At 25.3% G+C, this 21,137-nt stretch carries 16 protein-coding genes; 11 read left to right on the forward strand and 5 right to left on the reverse strand.

The window, feature by feature from the left end:
• Positions 1-86 precede the first annotated feature (86 nt).
• The 5 genes from Q0K52_RS01155 to Q0K52_RS01175 all read left to right on the forward strand — a co-directional run bounded on the left by Q0K52_RS01155 (position 87) and on the right by Q0K52_RS01175 (position 7,401).
• Positions 87-542, forward strand: a complete 456-nt coding sequence (locus Q0K52_RS01155; RefSeq protein ID WP_297295591.1) for an ATPase — start codon at positions 87-89, stop codon at positions 540-542.
• 151 nt (positions 543-693) lie between these two features.
• Entirely contained in the window at positions 694-3,111 is a 2,418-nt protein-coding gene (locus tag Q0K52_RS01160) for a dynamin family protein (RefSeq protein ID WP_297295594.1), read from the forward strand.
• Positions 3,112-3,119: 8 nt separating this feature from the next.
• On the forward strand, positions 3,120-6,554 hold the full coding sequence (locus Q0K52_RS01165; RefSeq protein WP_297295596.1) for an ATP-binding protein: 3,435 nt from the start codon (positions 3,120-3,122) through the stop codon (positions 6,552-6,554).
• Positions 6,551-7,096 (forward strand): hypothetical protein, encoded by a 546-nt coding sequence (locus Q0K52_RS01170; RefSeq protein WP_297295598.1) that lies wholly within the window; start codon positions 6,551-6,553, stop codon positions 7,094-7,096. Before Q0K52_RS01165 ends, Q0K52_RS01170 begins: the two co-directional genes overlap by 4 nt.
• Before the next feature lie 2 nt (positions 7,097-7,098).
• Positions 7,099-7,401 (forward strand): hypothetical protein, encoded by a 303-nt coding sequence (locus Q0K52_RS01175; protein ID WP_297295600.1) that lies wholly within the window; start codon positions 7,099-7,101, stop codon positions 7,399-7,401.
• Positions 7,402-7,551: 150 nt separating this feature from the next.
• On the opposite strand, the gene Q0K52_RS01180 is transcribed toward Q0K52_RS01175, so the two are convergent.
• Positions 7,552-9,147, reverse strand: coding sequence for an arginine--tRNA ligase (locus Q0K52_RS01180; protein ID WP_297295602.1), 1,596 nt, complete (start codon positions 9,145-9,147; stop codon positions 7,552-7,554).
• Positions 9,148-9,295: 148 nt separating this feature from the next.
• Between Q0K52_RS01180 and Q0K52_RS01185 the strand changes: the two genes are divergently transcribed.
• From Q0K52_RS01185 to Q0K52_RS01205, 5 genes are all read left to right on the forward strand, one after another.
• A complete protein-coding gene (locus Q0K52_RS01185) occupies positions 9,296-9,676 on the forward strand; it encodes a hypothetical protein (RefSeq protein ID WP_297295604.1) in 381 nt (126 codons plus the stop codon).
• Between the two features lie 51 nt (positions 9,677-9,727).
• On the forward strand, positions 9,728-10,213 hold the full coding sequence (locus Q0K52_RS01190) for a PTS sugar transporter subunit IIA (protein WP_297295606.1): 486 nt from the start codon (positions 9,728-9,730) through the stop codon (positions 10,211-10,213).
• Position 10,214: 1 nt separating this feature from the next.
• Complete coding sequence (gene kdsB, locus Q0K52_RS01195) at positions 10,215-10,985, forward strand: 3-deoxy-manno-octulosonate cytidylyltransferase (RefSeq protein WP_297295608.1); 771 nt, start codon at positions 10,215-10,217, stop codon at positions 10,983-10,985.
• Between the two features lie 148 nt (positions 10,986-11,133).
• The gene (locus tag Q0K52_RS01200) at positions 11,134-11,364 is read left to right on the forward strand and encodes a hypothetical protein (RefSeq protein ID WP_297295610.1); all 231 of its coding nucleotides are present in this window, start codon (positions 11,134-11,136) and stop codon (positions 11,362-11,364) included.
• 191 nt (positions 11,365-11,555) lie between these two features.
• A complete protein-coding gene (locus tag Q0K52_RS01205) occupies positions 11,556-11,693 on the forward strand; it encodes a hypothetical protein (RefSeq protein WP_297295612.1) in 138 nt (45 codons plus the stop codon).
• A gap of 448 nt (positions 11,694-12,141) precedes the next feature.
• On the opposite strand, the gene Q0K52_RS01210 is transcribed toward Q0K52_RS01205, so the two are convergent.
• Positions 12,142-12,813 (reverse strand): class I SAM-dependent methyltransferase, encoded by a 672-nt coding sequence (locus tag Q0K52_RS01210; protein ID WP_297295614.1) that lies wholly within the window; start codon positions 12,811-12,813, stop codon positions 12,142-12,144.
• A gap of 765 nt (positions 12,814-13,578) precedes the next feature.
• On the opposite strand from Q0K52_RS01210, the gene Q0K52_RS01215 reads away from it, so the two are divergent.
• Positions 13,579-17,019, forward strand: coding sequence for a DUF4132 domain-containing protein (locus Q0K52_RS01215; RefSeq protein WP_297295616.1), 3,441 nt, complete (start codon positions 13,579-13,581; stop codon positions 17,017-17,019).
• A 106-nt stretch (positions 17,020-17,125) separates the two neighbouring features.
• On the opposite strand, the gene Q0K52_RS01220 is transcribed toward Q0K52_RS01215, so the two are convergent.
• The 3 genes from Q0K52_RS01220 to Q0K52_RS01230 are packed head-to-tail and all read right to left on the reverse strand — an operon-like array spanning position 17,126 to position 20,501.
• The gene (locus Q0K52_RS01220) at positions 17,126-18,934 is read right to left on the reverse strand and encodes a tetratricopeptide repeat protein (RefSeq protein WP_297295618.1); all 1,809 of its coding nucleotides are present in this window, start codon (positions 18,932-18,934) and stop codon (positions 17,126-17,128) included.
• A gap of 10 nt (positions 18,935-18,944) precedes the next feature.
• On the reverse strand, positions 18,945-19,529 hold the full coding sequence (locus Q0K52_RS01225) for a hypothetical protein (protein ID WP_297295620.1): 585 nt from the start codon (positions 19,527-19,529) through the stop codon (positions 18,945-18,947).
• Positions 19,530-19,559: 30 nt separating this feature from the next.
• Complete coding sequence (locus Q0K52_RS01230) at positions 19,560-20,501, reverse strand: hypothetical protein (protein WP_297295622.1); 942 nt, start codon at positions 20,499-20,501, stop codon at positions 19,560-19,562.
• Positions 20,502-21,137: the final 636 nt, after the last annotated feature.

Here is a 21,137-nt window from a genome sequence, read left to right on the forward strand (position 1 = left end):
TTAAGTTTTTTAATTAAATAATAATTACATAATACAAAAATATTTCATATTAATCTAAAAAAGGAGATTTTATTATGGGTTTTACAATGAACACAGCGCTTTTATTAGGATATTTAGGAGCAGGTTTAATGGTAGGTATGTCTGGTATTGGTAGTGCAGTTGGTACTTCTATTTCTGCTATGACTACAGTTGGTGCTTTAAAGAAAAACAAAGATGCATTTGGTAGCTGTCTTGTTTTGAGTGCTTTACCTGGTACACAAGGTCTTTATGGTTTCGCTGCTTTCTTCATTATGCAGCCTTACTTAACAGCTGACATCTCTATATTCCAAGGTGCTGCTATATTAGGTGCTGGTATCGCTGTTGGTTTAGCTTGTATGGTTTCAGCTATATTCCAAGGTAAAGTTTGTGCTAACGGTGTTGAAGCTATAGGTAATGGTTATGATGTATTTGGTAACACTATCATCGTTGCTGTATTCCCAGAACTTTACGCTATCGTTTCTTTCGCTACAGCATTCTTAATCAGTGGTGTTTTAGGTGCTTAATTAAGTAATTAATAAAAGTGAATAAATAAGAATCCGTAGGAGTTATAATGACTCTTACGGATTTTTTTTACAGATTTTATTTGATTTTTTATGTTTATATTATATAATATATAGATTATATTTTGTTATTTTTTATAGCGGGTGTATCAATATGAAAGAAGTTTATTTTGAGTATAATCCTTTTACTTTAGAGTTTAAATTAGAAGAAAATGGTCAGAAATTTAATCCTGAATCTAAAATATATAGTTATAGTAAAAATAATAAGAGACTCCAGTCTTGGATTCATAAATTTATTCCGGAGTTATATGAAACCATAAATGAAGATTTTGTATTGAATTTTAAAGGCACTTCTTTTGATTATGATGATATTCAATTTGAAATAGAGGAATTTAATAAAAAACATCAAACTAATATAGACTCTTCATTACAGGAAGTTAAATCAATAGATACAAGATTAAAAGAATTAGTAAAATTATTCAATTCCATAAAAGAAGAATCTCCTATAGATGAATTGAAAGATGAAAATATATTTGCTAGATTTTATTCAGATATTAATAAAGAATTTGAAATAGCTGTTGTTGCTACAGTAAGCAGCGGAAAGTCTACTTTAATAAATGCTCTATTGGGTAAGGAACTTATGCCTTCAAAAAAACAGGCTTGTACTTCTACTATAATTAGGATTAAAGATGTTGATAACTCTGATAATGTTTCAGTATTATGCAGAGATGAGAATGAAAATATAATTGATGATGAAGCATACAAAGCAGATAATGTTAATATAGATATAATTAGAAAATTTAATGAAGATGAAAAAGTTCATTATATAGATTTAGAGATGGATATACCATTTGTAAATACAGATACTTTAGAACTTGTTTTACTGGATACTCCCGGACCTAATAATTTTAGTGACAAAACACATAAAGAAAAAACTAGAAAAGTTATTAATAAATCTGATCCTTTAATTTTATATGTTATAGATGGAGTTAATCAAAGTACAGATAATAGATTATTATTAGAAGATATTTCAAAAGCTATGAAAAGAGGGGGCAGACAGGGTAAAGATAGATTTATTTTTGTTGTTAATAAAATTGATGAACTTGATATAGAAAGCGGAGATTCTATTGAAAAGGCTTATCAGCAAGTTATTGAATATTTAAGAGATTTTGAAATATTAAATCCAAATATATATTTTGTGTCTGCTAAAATGGCTATGATTATCAAATTATTAAATAAAAATGAAAATTTAAAAACAGGTGATAAAAACTATTTTAATTCTCATAAATATTTATTTGAAGAGTATGATGAGTTTAATCTTAATCAATATTCATCTATTTCAAAAAATAATAAATTAAAAATTGAAAATATATTAAATAATGCTGAAGGTGATTTGGATAAGATTTTAGTATATTCAGGTATACCAGCACTTGAATTTGGTATAAAAGATTATTTAGAGAAATATGCTATGGCTGAGAAAATGGAAAATGCTATAAGATCATTTTTAATATACATAGATGAGAATAATTTTATAGATAAAATAAATGATTTACTTTCAAAAAAAGAAGATGAAAATAGCTATATTTCAGAAACAATTATGAAGATGGAAGAACAAATAAAGTCTTGTGAATCTGCTATTCCATATTTCATAGATAAAATTAATAAATTGGATATGTATGATAAAATTAAAACTGATTTTGAAAATATTTTAAATAATTTTTCTGCTAGATTATCAAAAGAAATGGATATAATATTTGAAGATACTATAAAAAAATCAGTTGGATATAATGTTCAAAAACAAATAGGTAATGTTAAGGGGGCGATTCATAGCTTATATAGCAAAGTGGTTAATACTCCTAAAATTGCTCCTAATGAAAATGATAATGCTATCTTATTAGAAGATAAAGACTATGAAAATTATAATATTAGTACATTAGGAAAAGAAGAATATACACTTAGTCTCAATAAAATGATAAAAGAACTATTAGTTCAATTGACTGTAGAATTAGATTCTTATTTGAATAAAAATATAAGTTTTGTTTTAGAAAGTATAAATAATGAATATAAAATAAGTATTTATAATATGCTCAGTGAATTACATGTATATAAATTTATTTCTAAAGATTTGTCAATTGAATCTGAAACTTTCTTCGATAAATGTTCTATTAATGATATAAATAATACATTAAATAATTATGTATTGAGTACAAAATTAGAATTAAAACCTGATTTTAAAGATAAGTGGTGGGATATACAATCTTGGGATATAAGATTATGGGACGAGTTTAATATAAAAGATTATAATGAGAATGTTTATAATAAATTAATAGATGATATAAAAAGTGAGATTGATAATATTATAAAAAAATCTCTTGAAAATATTCAAAATTTAAAAAACTATATTTTATCAGAAATAGAAAAACTGGAATATGTTCTAAAATCAAAAAAAGAAGATTTAAAAAATAAAAATATCACTAAAGAAGAGTTAGAACAATTTATAGAAAAAGAAAAAAACAAATTAGTATGGATACAAGATGTTAAATCAAAATTAGAAGATATTATAACTTTATAGGATTAATTATGTTGGAAGAAAATAGTAAAATAAAAGATGCAAATACAGATCTTCAGTATCTTGAACCTAATAAGGATTTACCAAAATTAAAGATACAAGAAGATTTCCTTAGAGATAATAGTGAGCTTATAAATTCTTTAATAAAGGCAGATATTGCTGTTATGAAAAAATATTTGCCTAGCATTTCTAATTTGGATATAGTTCCATTAAGTGATGAGCTTAAGAATAAAGATGTGTCAGATTATATAAGATTTTATAAAATAAATAAATTAGTTTTTGAGAACAATGAAAATAATCAAATAAAACTTTCTTCATTGTATCAGGCTATTTATAATACTAATTCATCAGTGATTACTATTATTGAAAGCAATGAAAATGAAATAAACTTATATATAGGCATAAAAAATATAGATGATATTAACAGCACAGCATCTGCAAATAGTATTTTAAATAGCTCTAAAGAAGTATTAAAAAATTCTATTACAGGAATATTTTCAGGTACTGAACTATCTAATGTAGATAATGATAAAATTAAACATACCTTAAATAATATATCAAGAGATTGTAATATAATTTCTTCATGTTCTTCTATAGCAGGAGTAAAAAAGATTGATATAGAAGATGATAATAATTCTTTTACGCAGGGTATAGAAAAATTAATAGATGCTATGAGAGGGGAAAAATATTCAATTGTCATAATATCAGACCCTATAATGCAAAATGAAATATCAGCTATTAAAAGCGGTTATGAAAGTATTTACAGTCAGTTATCTCCTTTTAGAACAACACAGTTAAGCTATTCTACAAATGAAAGCGAATCTGTTACAAAAACTATTACAGAAGGTATTTCTCATTCAATATCAAGAAGCATATCAGATACGGAAACCAAATCAAAAACAACAACATTCTCTGTAGGAAAAACATTTGGTAATAGTACAACCAACTCAGTTACTAATTCCCAATTTAATAGCCAGTCTGCAGGAGAAAATACAAGTGAAAGTATATCAAATACTGAAAGTGTAACTAATACAGATTCATATACAAAAACAGATTCTTATTCAGTTGGAGCAAGTGTAGGAGGCGGAATTCCTGGAATTGGCGGAAGTATTAGTGGTTCAAAAGGATGGTCTACTAGTAATGCTAAAGCCTTTGCAGTTGGAACGGCTAAAACAATTGGTACAATAGTTGGAAAGACTTTACTCAGTACTGTAGGTACATCAGTAGCAACAACAGTGGCTAATACAGTTTTTTCTTCTATCAATATGGGGCTTGCTAGGAGTTATGGTACTGCTAAATCTCATACTATTGGACGCAGTGATACAGATACGAAAAGTTCTGATACTTCAGAAGGTACTTCAAAAACAACTGGTAATGATAAATCTTTGCAAATTACTTCTGAAAATAAAATGGTTACTAATATTTTAGATAAATTGGATAGTCAATTAGAGCGTCTTAATGAATGTGCTGATGTAGGAGTATGGAATAGTGCAGCATACTTTATAACAGATGATGTACAGACAAATAGAGTTGTTTCAAGTATGTATCAGTCTTTGATAAGAGGTGAAGGTTCTTCTGTAGAAACAGGGGCTATTAATTTATGGAATGAGGAAAATAGAAACAGAACAGAAGTATTAAATTATATATCAAAAATGTATCATCCTATGTTTCATATAGATGACACAATGCCTAATTTTTCACCTGCAGTTACAATAAGCAGTATGGAATTGGCTATACAGGCTGGGCTTCCTCAAAAAAGTGTTGCTGGACTTCCCGTTATCAAATATACTCCTTTTGCTAGAGAAATAGTTTCTTATGACGATATAGATGACGTAAATAGTATTAATATTGGAAAAATATTTCATTTTGGAAAAGAAGAAAATAGAGAAGTTAATCTTGATTTACAAAGTTTAGCTTCACATACTTTTATAACAGGTTCTACTGGTTCTGGAAAATCAAATACAATTTATAATATAATATCAAAGTTTATAAGAAAAAATATAAAATTTATGGTTATAGAGCCTGCTAAGGGTGAATATAAAAATGTATTCGGTCATAGAAAAGATGTTCATGTATTTGGTACTAATCCGTACTATACAGAGCTTTTAAGAATCAATCCTTTCAGCTTTAATAAAAGTATTCATGTTCTTGAACATATTGATAGACTTATAGATATATTCAATGTTTGCTGGCCTATGTATGCAGCTATGCCTGCGGTTTTAAAAGAGGCTGTTGAGAAATCTTATATTGATACAGGCTGGGATTTAGATATGTCTGTTAATAAATACGGAGATAATATATTTCCTAATTTTATAGATGTTTTGAATAATTTAAAAAAAGTTATAGAATCTTCTGATTATTCTCAGGAAGTAAAAAGCAATTATACAGGATCACTAGTTACAAGAGTTAAATCTCTTACTAATGGTATAATAGGAAGAATATTTTCATCTAAAGAAATAGATGAGAAAATATTGTTTGATGAAAATGTTATAGTTGATTTAAGCAGAGTTGGTTCATTAGAAACTAAATCAATGATAATGGGTATACTTATAATGAATCTTTCTGAATATAGAACATCATCTCAGGCAATGAATCAGAATTTAAAACATGTTGCTATATTAGAAGAAGCTCATAATATATTAAAAAGAACTTCTACAGAACAAGTTAGTGAGAGTGCTAATTTAGTAGGAAAATCAGTTGAGATGCTTTCAAACTCTATTGCTGAAATGCGTACTTATGGAGAAGGTTTTATTATAGCAGATCAATCACCTTCAGCAGTGGATATGTCAGCTATAAGAAATACTAATACAAAAATTATTTTAAGACTTCCTGAATATTCAGATAGAGAAATGGTGGGAAAAGCTGCCGGACTTAATGACGATAAAATAGAAGAATTGGCTAAACTTCATACAGGTGTTGCAGCAGTTTATCAAAATAATTGGATTGATAGCGTTTTATGTAAAGTTGAACATTATAATATTATTGAAGAAGGAAAATCATATAAGATAGAAGATAAAAAATTTATAGAAAATAAATCAAGCAAAGGTAATATATTAAAATGTTTAGTACAGAAATCATTGAATGAAAATATTGATACTAATATTATTTCTTCTTTAAATGATGTTAATATTGCTGAGTCTGTAAAAATTAATATTAGGGAAGTATTTAATAGTGAAAGAATTGATAATTTAAAACTTTCATCAGCTGTATATGATATATTAAATGGAAGTGATTTATTGGCTGTTAATAAATATTATACAAATTGTGAAATTTGGCATAGCAATATTATTAGAGATATTGAAAATACATATAATGATCTTGACAGCAAATATGCTTTAGAAGGTATGAATTTGATGTTAAAGCATGCCATTAGTATAGGTGTTTTCAGAGTAAATGTATATAATGATTGGGTTGAACAATTTTATAGAGGAGGTACGGTATTATGATTGAAAAAATACCTGAAAATATATCTAATAATAATAGCAGAGATTTGACTCCAAACTTTGGAAATAAAAATGAGATTTCAGGATCAAATAGTAGGGATTTAACTCCAAATTTTGGAAATAGAGAAATTGCAGGGGCAAATGGCAGAGATTTAACTCCAAACATTGAAAATAAAAATGAAAATATTATAGAAAATAAAGCAGAAGGCTGCAGAAGAGAAAAAGAAGTTGAAAATGAATTAAAAGAGAAATATCCTGAAAATAAAGGATATAAAATAGAATCAGAAACTTATTTAAGAAACAAAGATGGTAATATTGTAAAAGATGATAAAACAGGTGAAGCTAGAAGAATAGATTTTGTTGTTACAAAAGATGGTAAAGCTGTTGATTCTATAGAGGTTACTTCAAAAACAGCAGATAAAACAGAACAGTCAGCTAAAGAAGATAGAATTAGAGAAAATGGCGGAAACTATATAAAGGATTCCAATGGAGATTTAATAGAAATTCCAAAAGATGTACATACTAGAATAGAAAGGAGAGATTAATTATGATAAAAATTATTGATAAAGCATCATGGCAAATAGATAATGGGGTGGATAAAAAAAACGTTATTGAACATTTTATATTTATTTTTAAATGGCTTGATAAAAATGATTTATTAACCTCTGATGGAAAAGAAATGTTAGATATAGGTATTGATTCTAGTATTTCCTTGAATGAAAAAATGGTTAATGAAAAAGCATTAAAATTTTTAGAAAAATATTATGATGAATACATTAAAAATATTCAATATGGTATAAAAGAAGATGAAAAATTATTAGATGAATATTATAAAGATTTTTCTAAATAATTATTTTTGATATGAATTATTAAATCCGTAGGAGTTATAATTACTCTTACGGATTTTTTTATTTCTTTTTTAGTTCATATATAAAAAAATAGTAATAAAAAATTGTATTAATCTTTTATTACTATTTCTATTTTATTAGATGTGAATTAATTAATTTTGTTCATCAGCCCACATTCTTTCTACTTTTGATATTCCTATTATATCAAAGCATGTTCCTAATATTTTTTGTACTGCTTTAATAAGAGTTAATCTCTCTTGTCTTATTTCTGCATTTTCTTCTAATACTATATTATCATAATAGAATTTATGTAAAGCACTTGCAACTTCATAAGTATAATTGATTAATGTGTATACTTCTAAAGATTTTGCAGATTCAAACACTTCATCAGGGAATCTTAATATCATTTTAGCAAGTTTTAATGAACTTTCATTTGCTATTTTATTCATATCAAAAGGCTTGCTATTATCATAAGTCATATTTTTTTCTTCGAGTTTGAAGAATATGTTACAAATTCTAGCATAAGCATATTGTACATAATAAACAGGGTTATCATTATCTTTCTTTTTAGCAAGCTCTAAATCGAAATCTAATGAACTGGAATAAGAACGCATAAGAAGGAAGTATCTTGTAGGATCAACTCCTATTTCATCAATAACATCTTCAAGGCTTATCATATCGCCAGTTCTTTTGCTCATTCTTACAACTTCAGTTCCTCTATAAAGACGAACAAGCTGACCTAATATTACTTTCAATGTGGCAGTATCTTTACTAACAGCCCTTACAGCAGCAGTAATTCTTGGTACATATCCATGGTGATCTGCACCTAATATATCTATTAAATAATGATATCCTCTGTCAATTTTATTTTTATGATATGTAATGTCTGGAGCAAAGTAAGTGTATGTACCGTTGCTTTTTTTTACTACTCTGTCTTTATCATCTCCATATTTAGTACTTTTAAACCAAACGGCATTATCTTCTTCAAATAAAAGTCCTTCTTTATCAAGAAAGTCCATAGTTTTTTCAAGTTCTCCGCCCTCACGTATTTTTAATTCTGAGGCATAATTATCCATATAGGTACCGAATCTTTCTAATAATCTTTTCTGACTTTCCAATATAATATCTTTAGGTACTCCGTCTTGTTTTGCAACATCTTGTATATATGAACCATGATATCCGTCTTCAGGTATTTCTCTGCCTTCTTTTACTGCTTGAACACTTTCATTCAATTTTGTTATTTGTTCACCGGCATCATTAACATAAAATTCCTGATAAACTTCATGCCCTACATATTTTAATATATTAGATAAAGCACTTCCTATAGCAGCCCATCTTCCATGTCCTATATGAAGCGGTCCAGTAGGATTGGCACTAACGTATTCTACTAATATTTTCTTTTTATCTTCTACTGTATTTTTTCCGTAATTATCATTATTAAGTAAATCATTGATACATTCATTTATATAATTATTAGAAAGTGTTAAATTAATAAATCCAGGTCTTGCAACTTCTATCTTTTCAAAATATTTTTTATCTATTTTTTCAGCTATAGAGTTTGCTATATCGAATGGATTTTTTTTGAGTACTTTTGCAAGCCTCATAGCTACAGGACAAGCATAATCGCCAAATTTATCATCTACTGCATAACCTATTTCTATATATGAATCTATATCTTTTATATCAGTATCTTTTAAATAATCTTCTAATGCAGATTTTAAAATGTTTGAGATAATTTTCTTTAGCATACGCTCTCCAAATAATAAAATTTATTTTAGATAGAGTATATCAAAGATTGAAAGTTCTGCAAGCATAATTTTTTATATAAATAGGGCTATAAATGAAGTTGACATATTATAAAAAACATGTAATATTAGAATATTAAGGATTTAAGTTATGGCGAAATATGTTTTACCTCAAGATGAGCTTTTAAGAGCTTCTAATTGGATAAGTAATTTTTTAATGCGTGAAGGATATCATGCAGATTACACTATAGAAAGTTTATCAGAGATAGATAAGTTTTTCAAAGAGAAACTAAATTTAGTTTTAGAAAGTGATAATAATAGAAATTTTATATTTTCTATTAGTGCATATATAGGTGAAGTTATAAGAATGAAATATCATGGTTCTTGGGAAGTATCTCATAATATAGATTTAGATGATGAAACTATTGGAATAAGTTTTAAAAATCATAAAACTATATATCCGCTTAATATTACATTGGAACTTATACAGAAAAAATATACAATGCAGGAATATTTAAAAAATAACTTTTAAATTGTTCTTTTATTGTAAAATTGTTATATTTTAAAAGAAAGGTTTTTTATTATGATTTCATTAAACGAAGTAGAAAAATATATAAATAATTCTTATGTTATTTTGGACTTAAAAGCTACCAACAAAGATGAAGCTATTAGCGAAATGCTTATATATTCAGAAGCTAATGGTTTGAGAATTAATATAGCCCAAACTATAGAATCAATGTATAAAAAAGAAGATATTATAAGCAGCGGTTTAGGCTATGGTGTAGCTTTTCCTCATGTGAGAACTAATGAAGTAGAAGATAATGATTTAATATTTGCTGTTTCCAGAAAGGGACTTAATTATTCTGCTCTTGATAAAAAACCAGTTCATTTGCTTACTATGTTTTTAACTAATAAAAATAGTAATGAAAAATATTTGGGACTTCTTTCGCTTTTCACAAAGATTTCAAGAATGAGTATGTATCCTGTTATTTTATTAGAATCAAAAACTGTAGATGAGTTTAAAAGTAAATTAAAAGATATATCTAAAGAGATGTTGGGAGTAAAATAAAATGCCTAAAGTTACTGCTATAATACCTGCAAGATATGAATCAACTAGATTTCCAAGAAAATTAACTTATGAATTATTAGGAAAACCTATAATAATAGCTGTATATGATAATGTTAAAGCTGCAAAAAAAATAGATGATTGTATTGTGGCTACTGATTCTAAAGAGATAATGGAAATTTGTGAAAAAAATAATGCTAAGGCTGTAATGACTTCTGCTGAACATACTTCCGGCACTTCAAGGATAATAGAAGTTGCAAAGAATATTGATTGTGATATTGTTATTAATGTTCAAGGTGATGAGCCTTTAATTGATGAATCTGTACTTAATCCTTTAATAGATTCTTTTAATGATGAAAATGTCGAAATTGCTACTTTGAAAACTAGAATACTTGATGACAGCGATTTGATAAAAGATGAAAATGCTGTTAAAGTTGTTACTGATATTAATGATTATGCAATGTATTTTTCCCGTGCTACTATACCTCATAAAAGATTCGATCAAAATATAACTGCTAAATACTATAAACATATTGGAGTTTATGCATTTAGAAAAGATGTTCTTCTAAAAATAGAGAAATTAGAAGAATGTGATTATGAGAATATAGAAAAACTTGAACAGTTAAGATGGCTTTATAATGGAATGAAAATAAAAGTTTTAGAAACTAAAAAATTTTTGCATGGTATAGATACTATGGAAGATTTAGAGTTTGTAAAAAATTATATAAGAAATTTTGCTCAAGATGAATTAAATAATGAAAATTTATATAATTAATATTATTTAATTCTTTTCTATATTTTTACCTTGATTTCAGCTATTAGAAATATATAAAAAAATATTAAGAAATAAAAAGTATGACAGAATTTGTCAGTACTGTTTGTTATTATTTTTATATATAGTTTTTTATAGATGGGGGTAAATTATGTTTGAAAATATTTTAATTGTATTAGTGTTAATATTATTTTTGTGTACAGATTTTGACGAGTTATTATTTAATATATTAAGTAATATATTTGATCTTATAAAGGCTGCTATTTTATTTATTTTGTTTTTGAAAAGAGTTATAGTAGGTACATTCTGTAATTTTTTGTATGATATTTTAGTAGAGCCTATTATTTATATATTTGGTATTATTAAGAATTCTTTTAAATAAATATTTTACTTATTATAAACTTTTTGATTTTAAATTATCAAAATATTTATTATAAGAATGATTTATTTAGAAAAGGATTGTATAAAAAAGTTCTTGCCTTTGTTTATTAATTTCTTATATTATCAGTATAGATTTGTGATGTAAAGCTACAATATATGAATTTGTTATCACATAAATATTTGGGTTTATTAATGAATGAGAAAGGAGGATTGAATATGACTAAATTGCTTGATAGTTTCAATAATAACGTATGTGTTTTTATAGATGATGAAGAATATAATTTATTAATTAATGAATACAATGAGATAATAGAAAATATAGAAGAATAAGCCTTATTTTTTCCCATAAAAGCCTATGCATTTATTGCATAGGTTTTTTATTATAATTGATTTTTTATTTTTGTATTTTTTGACGCACGGTTAGTCAATTCTATTTTATAATTAATATTTAATTTTTTATTATTCTTTATTTCTTATTTTATTTTTTCGTGCGGTAATTAGCAATAAACTATTATAGATACAAATAAATAGGTAATCAATAATTTATATATAGGAATTGATATTATTGGTATAAAAGTATTTTATAAATCTGAAATCTAAAAATATATTCCAATTTAATTCCTGTAATAAATTAATAATTTTAGATTTTAATTTGATAAAATCATGTACAAATATTATAGCTAGTATTTTATTAAATAATTAAACCCAAATATCAATTGATTATTAATAAAAAAGTATTTAGCTTTACCAATATATAGTTATTGACTATAATATGATATTAAACATTATAGACATTTTGTTTTGGTATGGATGATATTTCCCACAAAGCCATTCTTCTGTTATATCCAATCCATTTATCAAAAGTTTCTTCTTCAAGATACTCTATTGGATGCGGAAAATTAAAAGGAGGTTTTTCTAAGTTCAAAGCTTTTGCTTGACTATATTTTTCTTTATATCTATTGTCATTGGATTCATTACTATGAGTACTTATTAGTAAATACTTAGAGCCTGATTTAATCATATTGTTAATTAATAATTGAGCTTCCAAATTAGATAAATGTTGTATACAATCTCTACAAAATATTAAATCTGCTTTATCTATATCATCTTGCAATAAATCAACACATTTTAATTTGATATTATTAAACCCAATAAATTTTCTTTTATTTTCTTCTACAATATCGTTTACAATATCAACACCTATATAATTTTCTATATAATCTAATATTTCTTCCATCCATTTCATATCACCACAAGGAGCATCTAAAAAAGTTTTTATATTATATCTTTTTATAATATCTACTAGTTTTAATCTTAAATTTGATGTTACTTCTAAAGAACTGCCACTACCACTTTTACTTCTACCTTCATATTTATCTTTACCGCCCCATATTGATTTTCTATATATATTACTAAATTCATTCTTTCTAATATTGGTATTAATATTCAAATAATTAGAAAGAATATCTATTTTATTTTCTACTGTGTTTATTTTATTTTCTACTGTGTTTATTTTATTTTCTACTGTGTTTATTTTTTCTAAATATTCACATTGAAAAATTAATATATTTCTTATGCTATTTCTTAACTTGCGAAATGGAATCCACCATACTATATTATCTATATCTTCTTTTAATTTATTGTTGTGTTGTGTTGTGTTGTGTTGTGTTGTGTTGTGTCATAATAATATCCAAAACTTGTTAATATTGCTAAGAGTATACAGTATATATTTTAATTGTCAATACTATTATGAAGTTATATATGTTAACTATATTCTTATTAAAATATAAATTTATATATTTTTCTAGTTTTAATTATAAATTAAAGTCTCAAAGATATTTTTTTACTTGAAACTTATATAACAGCTAAAAAACAATTTTAAATGAATTAGAATATATTTTAATCTTAAAAAATTATTAAGATTCCCGCCCTTAATTCTTTGTTGCTTTGTTCTGTAATTATAATTTTAATTGTTTTGATGCTTTATTAAAAATTAAGGCACCCGCCCAAGTGATTATTAACTTTGAAACTTTATTCAACGCACGGTAAATGCATTATCATTTATGATATAAATTGTATGATAATACAATTATATTTATTATTTATACTGCGTGCGATGGGGTTATGTTAGGTAAATAGAACTTAAAGAAGTTGACAATAAATAAAAAATATATATACTATACATTAATATAGATTAATGATAAGAGGTGAATTTATGGATTTAGAAGAAAAACTTGCAATATATTATCAAGGCTCTGCTATAGAAGATGATATGGCAAAATGCGAATCTACAAATGATTTCAGTAAAATAAGAAAGAGTACTTATGATTATTTTCCTTATAAATATGCTTTTTTGAAAGATTATTTTACTATAGAAGATGAATCATTAAAGAAAAGATATGAACACTTTATGAAAATATTTATTTACGGGAGAGATAAAGAAGGAGAAGGAGGAACTAGATATGTTATTTTTGATTATATAGTCAATAGAGATTTTGAAAAGTCACTTAGATATCTTGTTTATGGATATGAGAAAAGATATAAAGAACAGAAAGAACAGTCAAGAACTTTAAATGGTGAAACTTTAATATATACAGTTTTTCAAGATTTTAATAAATACTTCAGTAAAGAGTTTCAAGAATACATAGATAAATATATTGATATTATTAATAACAATGATAATAAAAAAATATTAAAAAAAATGGACAGAGATGCTGTAATACCATTGATTGCAATATGTTTTGTTATAAAAAATAATAAAGAATGCGATGAGAAATATATTAATGCAGCTATAAAATCATTCGATGTTCTTCCTAATCTTTATGATACTTTAAATGTTATTGCTGCTATCTTAGATAAAAATGAGGCTATAAAAAATAAATTTATAGAAGTGCTTAATAATAATAAAGAATATATTATTGATATGAATATTGAACTTGGAGAGTATTTAAGATTATTAGATTATACAAATCCTTATAAAGCTAAAGAGAAATTTTTTAAAGCTGTAAATTATCCGAATGATTTCGGATTTATAGCAAAACATTTTAAAGATTATTTTCATTATGAATTTATTTATGGGGCAAGAGATTTATATTTAAACTATAAAGAAGATTTTTATAGAATTTATAATTTAGTAGGAAATGATTTAAAAAATGATAGAAACAAAAGAATATTTATAGTGCTTAGCGGCGTTTTATTAGAGCATAATGATAATAATTTAGATACAAATAATTTAAAAAAGTCTATACCTGTATTTCAAACTATAACTAATAAATTTACAGAAGATAAGTCTGATGGATACAATAAAAGACCTGCTTTTACTACTACAGAAAAAATAGAAGAAATATTTGATAAAGATAAAAATAAAAACTTTGACGAGCTTATTAAATATTATACGGACAAAAAAAATATATTCCGTTTATACAGCAGATGGGATAGAGTTCCTGAAGTTAGTCTTGATACAGAACTTTATTATTTATTCTCTTTATTTAATTATGACATTGATGAAATGAAAAACTATAAAAAGTTTGCTCTTGATATTTTTAAATATCTGCCTGTTCAATTAGGTATAAGAAGATATATAGAAGTGCAGGCATCTATAGGAACTAAAACTTTAAAAGAAGTTATTGATAATTTATTAAATAATAAAGAATTAAATATTACATTAAAAGAAATTTTATTATCATATTATTTTGATTATGCAGGAGATATTTCAAATTATTATTATGACTATGGCGGAAAATATCTTCCTACATTATATAAAGAGCTTAGATGCGTAGATGAAAATAATAATGTTATTATAAACAGTGTAAAAGATGAATTACTAAAAAGCTATTTTGAAGATATAACAAATATTTTAAATGATGATAAGTTTATAAAAGATAATATAGCAAGCAATAAAAATACAGCCTTAGATATATTAAGAACATTGTATAATAAATGTCATTATAATGATTATCATTTAGTTTATACAGTTCTTGAAAATACAAAGAGAGCCGAAGTAAAAAGACATTGTATTAAAGTTATTTCTGATAATGAATCTATTACAAGACCTTATGTTGAAAAGATGTCAGAGAAAGCAAGATCATCAGAACTTAAAGGAGCATTAAAAAATATTATTAAAAATTGGAATCTTAAAAAATACGGCGACTATTTTAAAAGTATTGATGAGGCTTTGGAGTTTATTGACACTTACTACAATACAAACTATGAAAAAAATATAAAATTCTTAGATGATGTTCATTTGACAAAAGTTTTATACAATAATGGAACATTGGCTGATGAGAGAATATTTAAATATATCATTATGGAATATATGAATTTAGTAGAGCCAGCAAGATTAAAAGACTGCGACATGCTTGCTGAAATTCTTGATACTACTTCATTTACTAATGCTTTGGAGATGCTATATATTTATTGGAAAGATTCTAATTATGAAGCTACAAAGAAAAATATTTTAATACCTTATTTAATATATTCTGATGATTTGAAAATAGATAAAGTTTATCCTCTAATAAAAGAATTTGCTAAAAGTTCACGTACTGTTATGGCAGCATTTATTGTAAAATGTATGGCATTAAACGGAAAGAACTATGCCTTAATATTAGTAGACGGTCTTACAAGAAAATCACCTACAGCAAAAATAAAAGAAGTAGCAATAGAGACTATGGAAAATGTTGCATACTTACTTGATATGACAGCTGATGAGCTTTCAGACAGAATAATACCTAATTTCGGATTTAGTCAAAAAGGTGAAAGAGTTCTAAATTACGGCGGAGAAGCAAGAAGAACATTCACATTATCAATAGACAATAATCTTGAATTAACTATTACAGATAATGAAAAACAAAAAGTAATAAAATCACTTCCGGCACCAAACAGCAAAGACGACAAAGCAGAAGCTGACAGTGCTAAGAAAGAATGTACTACACTCAAGAAAGAAATAAAAACTTTGATACAGAATCAAAAAATAAGACTTCAAAAAGTTTTATTAAACGGCAGAAAATGGACTTACAATAATTTCAAAACTGTATTTGTTGAAAATCCAATAATGAACATATTTGCTTTGAAACTTATTTGGGGTGCTTATGATGAGAACAACAATTTAATACAGAGTTTCAGATACATGGAAGACGGTACTTTCAATACAGTTGATGAAGAAGAGTACACTTTACCGGAGAACAGTTTAATAACTTTGGTTCACCCTTCAGAATTAGATGCTGACACTATAGAGAAATGGAAAACTCAATTATCAGATTATGAGATATCACAGCCTATAGAACAGCTTAATTTCAAATATGAAGAGATTAAAGAAGAAGACATAAAAGAAGATAAAATTCATTCTCTTGATTCTAAGACAATAAAGGCTGGTGTATTAATGTCATTAGCTACTAAGTATGATATGGCTAGAGGCGAGGCTATGGACGGAGGAACTTTCTGCGAGTACATATTAAAAGATACTTATCTCAACATAGCAGTTCATCTCTCATTCGACTATATGTACTTTGGAATAGATGCTAATGAAGATATTAATTTCGGTGATATTGAGTTCTGTGAAATTACTGACGGTATTGAAACTTTGATTAATCCTTTAAAAGTAAATAAGAGATTTGCTTCTTCAATTTACAGTATAGTAAAAAGTGTTTTTGGAGATTAATTTTTATTTATTATAATACGCACGGTAAATAGATTAAAAAAATAAACTAGTTAATAATTCAGAGCGGATTATTAACTAGTTTTTTATTCATCGTGCGGTTTATAGTCTAAAATTTATAACTGAAATTAAATGCATAACCATAATCCATAATGCCATATTCATTTTTATTAAAAATCGGTACAAAAGCATATGATATTTGTCTTTCTAAATTATTAATTGCAAATGATGATATTATAGTTGTAATTAAGCCTGCACCAAATACACCAACCCCTGTATAAAATAAAGTACGCTGAAGTTTAGAATCTTTATCAGTTTTAGAAGAGTTTAAAAAGTCAAAATTTATACTATTTATATTCTTTGTATTAACATACTGAATAACAAATGGACTAGCAGTTGTTAAAGCACCTCCAACCATTAATACTATTCCAGTAGTTTTAAAAATTTTAGCAGTATTTAAACTTCTATTTAACTTTTGTATATTTTCAGCTCTATTTATAAGCTCCAATTTATTCTTAGAAGAATCGTTATTAGGATTTGCCTCTAAAGCTTTTTCATAATATTTTTTAGCTTCTTGAACATTTCCAGTACTCTTATTCAATTCCCCTAAAGCATATAAAATATCAGAATTTTCAGGATTTATCTTTAATCCCGATAAATAAGCGTTTTCAGCTTCTTCATTATTTTTTATTCCTTCATATGATTTACCAAGCCAATACCAAACAATATCATTTTTATTATCAAGTTCTATATATTTTTTAAAATATTCTATTGCCTCATCTCTATACCCATAATTGTAATTAGCTGCTGCTATCATAAATAAATTTTCTTTATTTTTAGGATCTAATTCTTCTACTTTATATAGAGCATTTAAAGACCTGCTATAATCTTCTGCTTCAAAATATGTTTTTCCAAATAAATACCAAGTTGTTATATCATTTTTATTGTATGATAATACTTGATAAAAATTATCAGCAGCTGCTTCATATTCTTTTCTAGCTAAATGTGATTTCCCCAATAAAAAATAACTTTTTTCAGAATAAGTATTTAACTTTATGGCTTCATTTAACAAATTTATAGCTTCATAATAATTTCCTTCATTGTAATATTTTTCAGCCAAATTTTCTTTTTCTTTAGCCTGATTAATTTTTTCCATTTCTTTCCTCTTGGCTTCTTCTTTTTCTTTTCTTTCAAAATCTTCTATTTCTTTTTTTATGACTTCTCTATTTCTTATTAAAAGATTTTTCCTATTATTTAAAAATGCTTTAGAAGGTCTTGCCATAGAATTAAAAGCCCCATTATATATTATATCATTTAATAAATCAAAATCTTCAAATTCATAATCTACATAGTAAGTTGATGAGCCAACGCTAAGATGTCGTATTTTTTCATTAACATATGCATGTCCAAGTTCCATATTAAAAGATTCATTTTTCTGACCATCGCTTATTAGAGGTAATTTATTTAATATATTGGCACCATTACCACTTCTAACAGCTTTTGATAAATACCTATTATCTTTTGTTATTTTATACATGCTTGTAAATTCAATATCAAAAGTTGTTTGATACTCTATATCAGTAGCTATATAAACTTGATAATAAAATTCATTTATATTTTTTTTATCATATACATAATCATCTGTTTCATCAACCAAATGATTTTCATTAGCACAAAATTTTATCATATATAATCTTATCTTACCATTTTGATTTGTAAGTTTTACAAATGCAGCATTATATATAGGAATAACTTCATTCTTTTGAGCATAAATGACACGATGATAGCTCCAAATATTATCAGTAATCAAAGATAGTTCTTTGGAATATTCTTTTAAATATCTATCAACCTTATCATAATTTTCATAAGAGAATGATATACTTGTAAAAATAAACAATATAATTATAATTTTTTTCATAAATAAATCCTCATTCAATTATTTTTCTAAAAATATATACATACTCAATAGCTGAAACTTTTTTACCTTTATATTCCATATTATCATATTCAGCATACAATCCAACAGTAGATAATACCACTATATCATTATCAATTTGATATGATAATCTCCACTTCATACTTTTCCCAGAATAATATGAAACAGAATTTGCACTTACAAAATCTCTGACATTATTTAATAAAAAACTTGTTTCATATGATTTTTTTATAGGTGCTTGATGATCCATAAAAATTAGATTATATGTATTATCTTTCTCAGTAAATTGTGCATATGGAACATATTCGTTCACATCACTTTTTTTAGCATATTTTATATACAATTTATAATTATCAAGTTCATTTGGTTCTTCATGATCTATCATCTTATTATTAAAATCATAATATGCTATTCCTCTAGAAGCAATTATATAAGATGTGTCTCCTGTACTATTAATCATATTATCTGGTAAAGAATTTTTAGTTATTTTACTTTTATCTATATATGACTGTTCTGATTTTGTAAATGAATAAAGTAAAAAGCTAGCCATTAAAAATAATATAAAAATTTTTTTCATTGTATTCTCCTCAAAAATTTTATTATTTATTTAATAAATATCTGATTCAGGACTGTCTTCATATTCACTATTAAGATTTATCAAATCATTATACCAAGCAGTATAGCTGTTATAATTCTTAACACTATCTATATAATTTTTTACTTTTTGGGAATTAGCACCATATTTTCGTATAACATCATCAATAGCCATCACAAAATAACCATAAGCTGTAACCTCATAAGTATTTTTATTTTGCATTTGTTCTATCTGAAATATAATATTTTGTATTTCTTTATCATTCATAGTTCTAAAATCTGGTAATAGTGCTTTTGTTTCTATTTTTGTATTTTCATTTTTTTTAGATTCTGTTCCTATATTATTTTTATTATATCCAAATAAAATATCAAATGCTTTAATATATGTACTGCCTTTAAAAGGATATCCTGTGTCTGGATCATAATCATCACTGTATAATATTTTTTTGTAATTACTAAAAGATTTATTCTCAAGAATATAATTTCTATATATACTTGCAATATACTCTTCTTCTTTAGAATCTTTTTCTGCTAATATGTAAGTATTAGAATATAATAGCTCATTTATTATAGTATCTTCTTCATTATCATGCTCTTCTATTTCATCAAATGTTGTTCCGCAGGTATAGGTATACATCTTATCTTTATAAAATGTTATTGCTTCATAAAACAAATCGTTAAATTGTGTATCAGCAACATAATAATATTCGTTATTAGGCATATTAGTTATGAATGTATGTGCAAATACTTTATTAAATGTACGAAATGGAGGAAAATAAATAGGTAGTATTTTATCACCGTCTTTAGCTATATAATAATAATTGGTAGTATCATTATTATTTACTTTGTAAAAAACTCTATTAAGATATTTATCTATAGTGTAGTTATTTTTTGAACTGCATCCTATAGAAAATATCATCAATAAAACAATCAGTAAAAATAATATTTTTCTCATTTTTTATATCTCCTATTTTATTTTTTATTGCAATGCTGAAAGAGATGGCATTAATATATTTAAGTATTTCCGAAGATTGAAATAAATTTTTGATAGTTATTTGATAGAATGAGTTTATAAAGTTTAATAAGATATTATAATGCGATGCGATGCGATGCGATGCGATGCGATGCGATGCGATTAAATAACATAATCAATTAAACCTTATATTAGTATTTCATTAATTAAGTATATACCATAATATTTATTTGTCAATATTTTATGTCTTTATATAAAAATAAAAATTATTGTTGGTATTTTATTTATTAATACGCACGGTAAATAGATAAAAAAATTTAAACTAGTTAATAATGCAGTTAGTGTTATTAACTACTTTTTTATTTAACGTGCGGTTTATTCATTAAAAATTTAAATAACATTAGGGCGGGTGCTTTTAAATTCTGTTTAAGCAAATAAGAAAGAATAAATTAAAATTGCAAATGAAATTAATAAAGAATAATGGGTGGGATTGTAATAAAAGTTTTAAAACTTAATTACACTTGCCCGCCCTTTAGGCTTTTAACTTTTTCTCTCATTTCTGAATTATTTTTCTTTTTTATTTCCACTGTTATTTTAGCTGCCCACCCAAAATTTTTT

Origin of the sequence: uncultured Brachyspira sp. (assembly GCF_944390845.1) — a bacterium.
GTDB lineage: Bacteria > Spirochaetota > Brachyspiria > Brachyspirales > Brachyspiraceae > Brachyspira > Brachyspira pulli.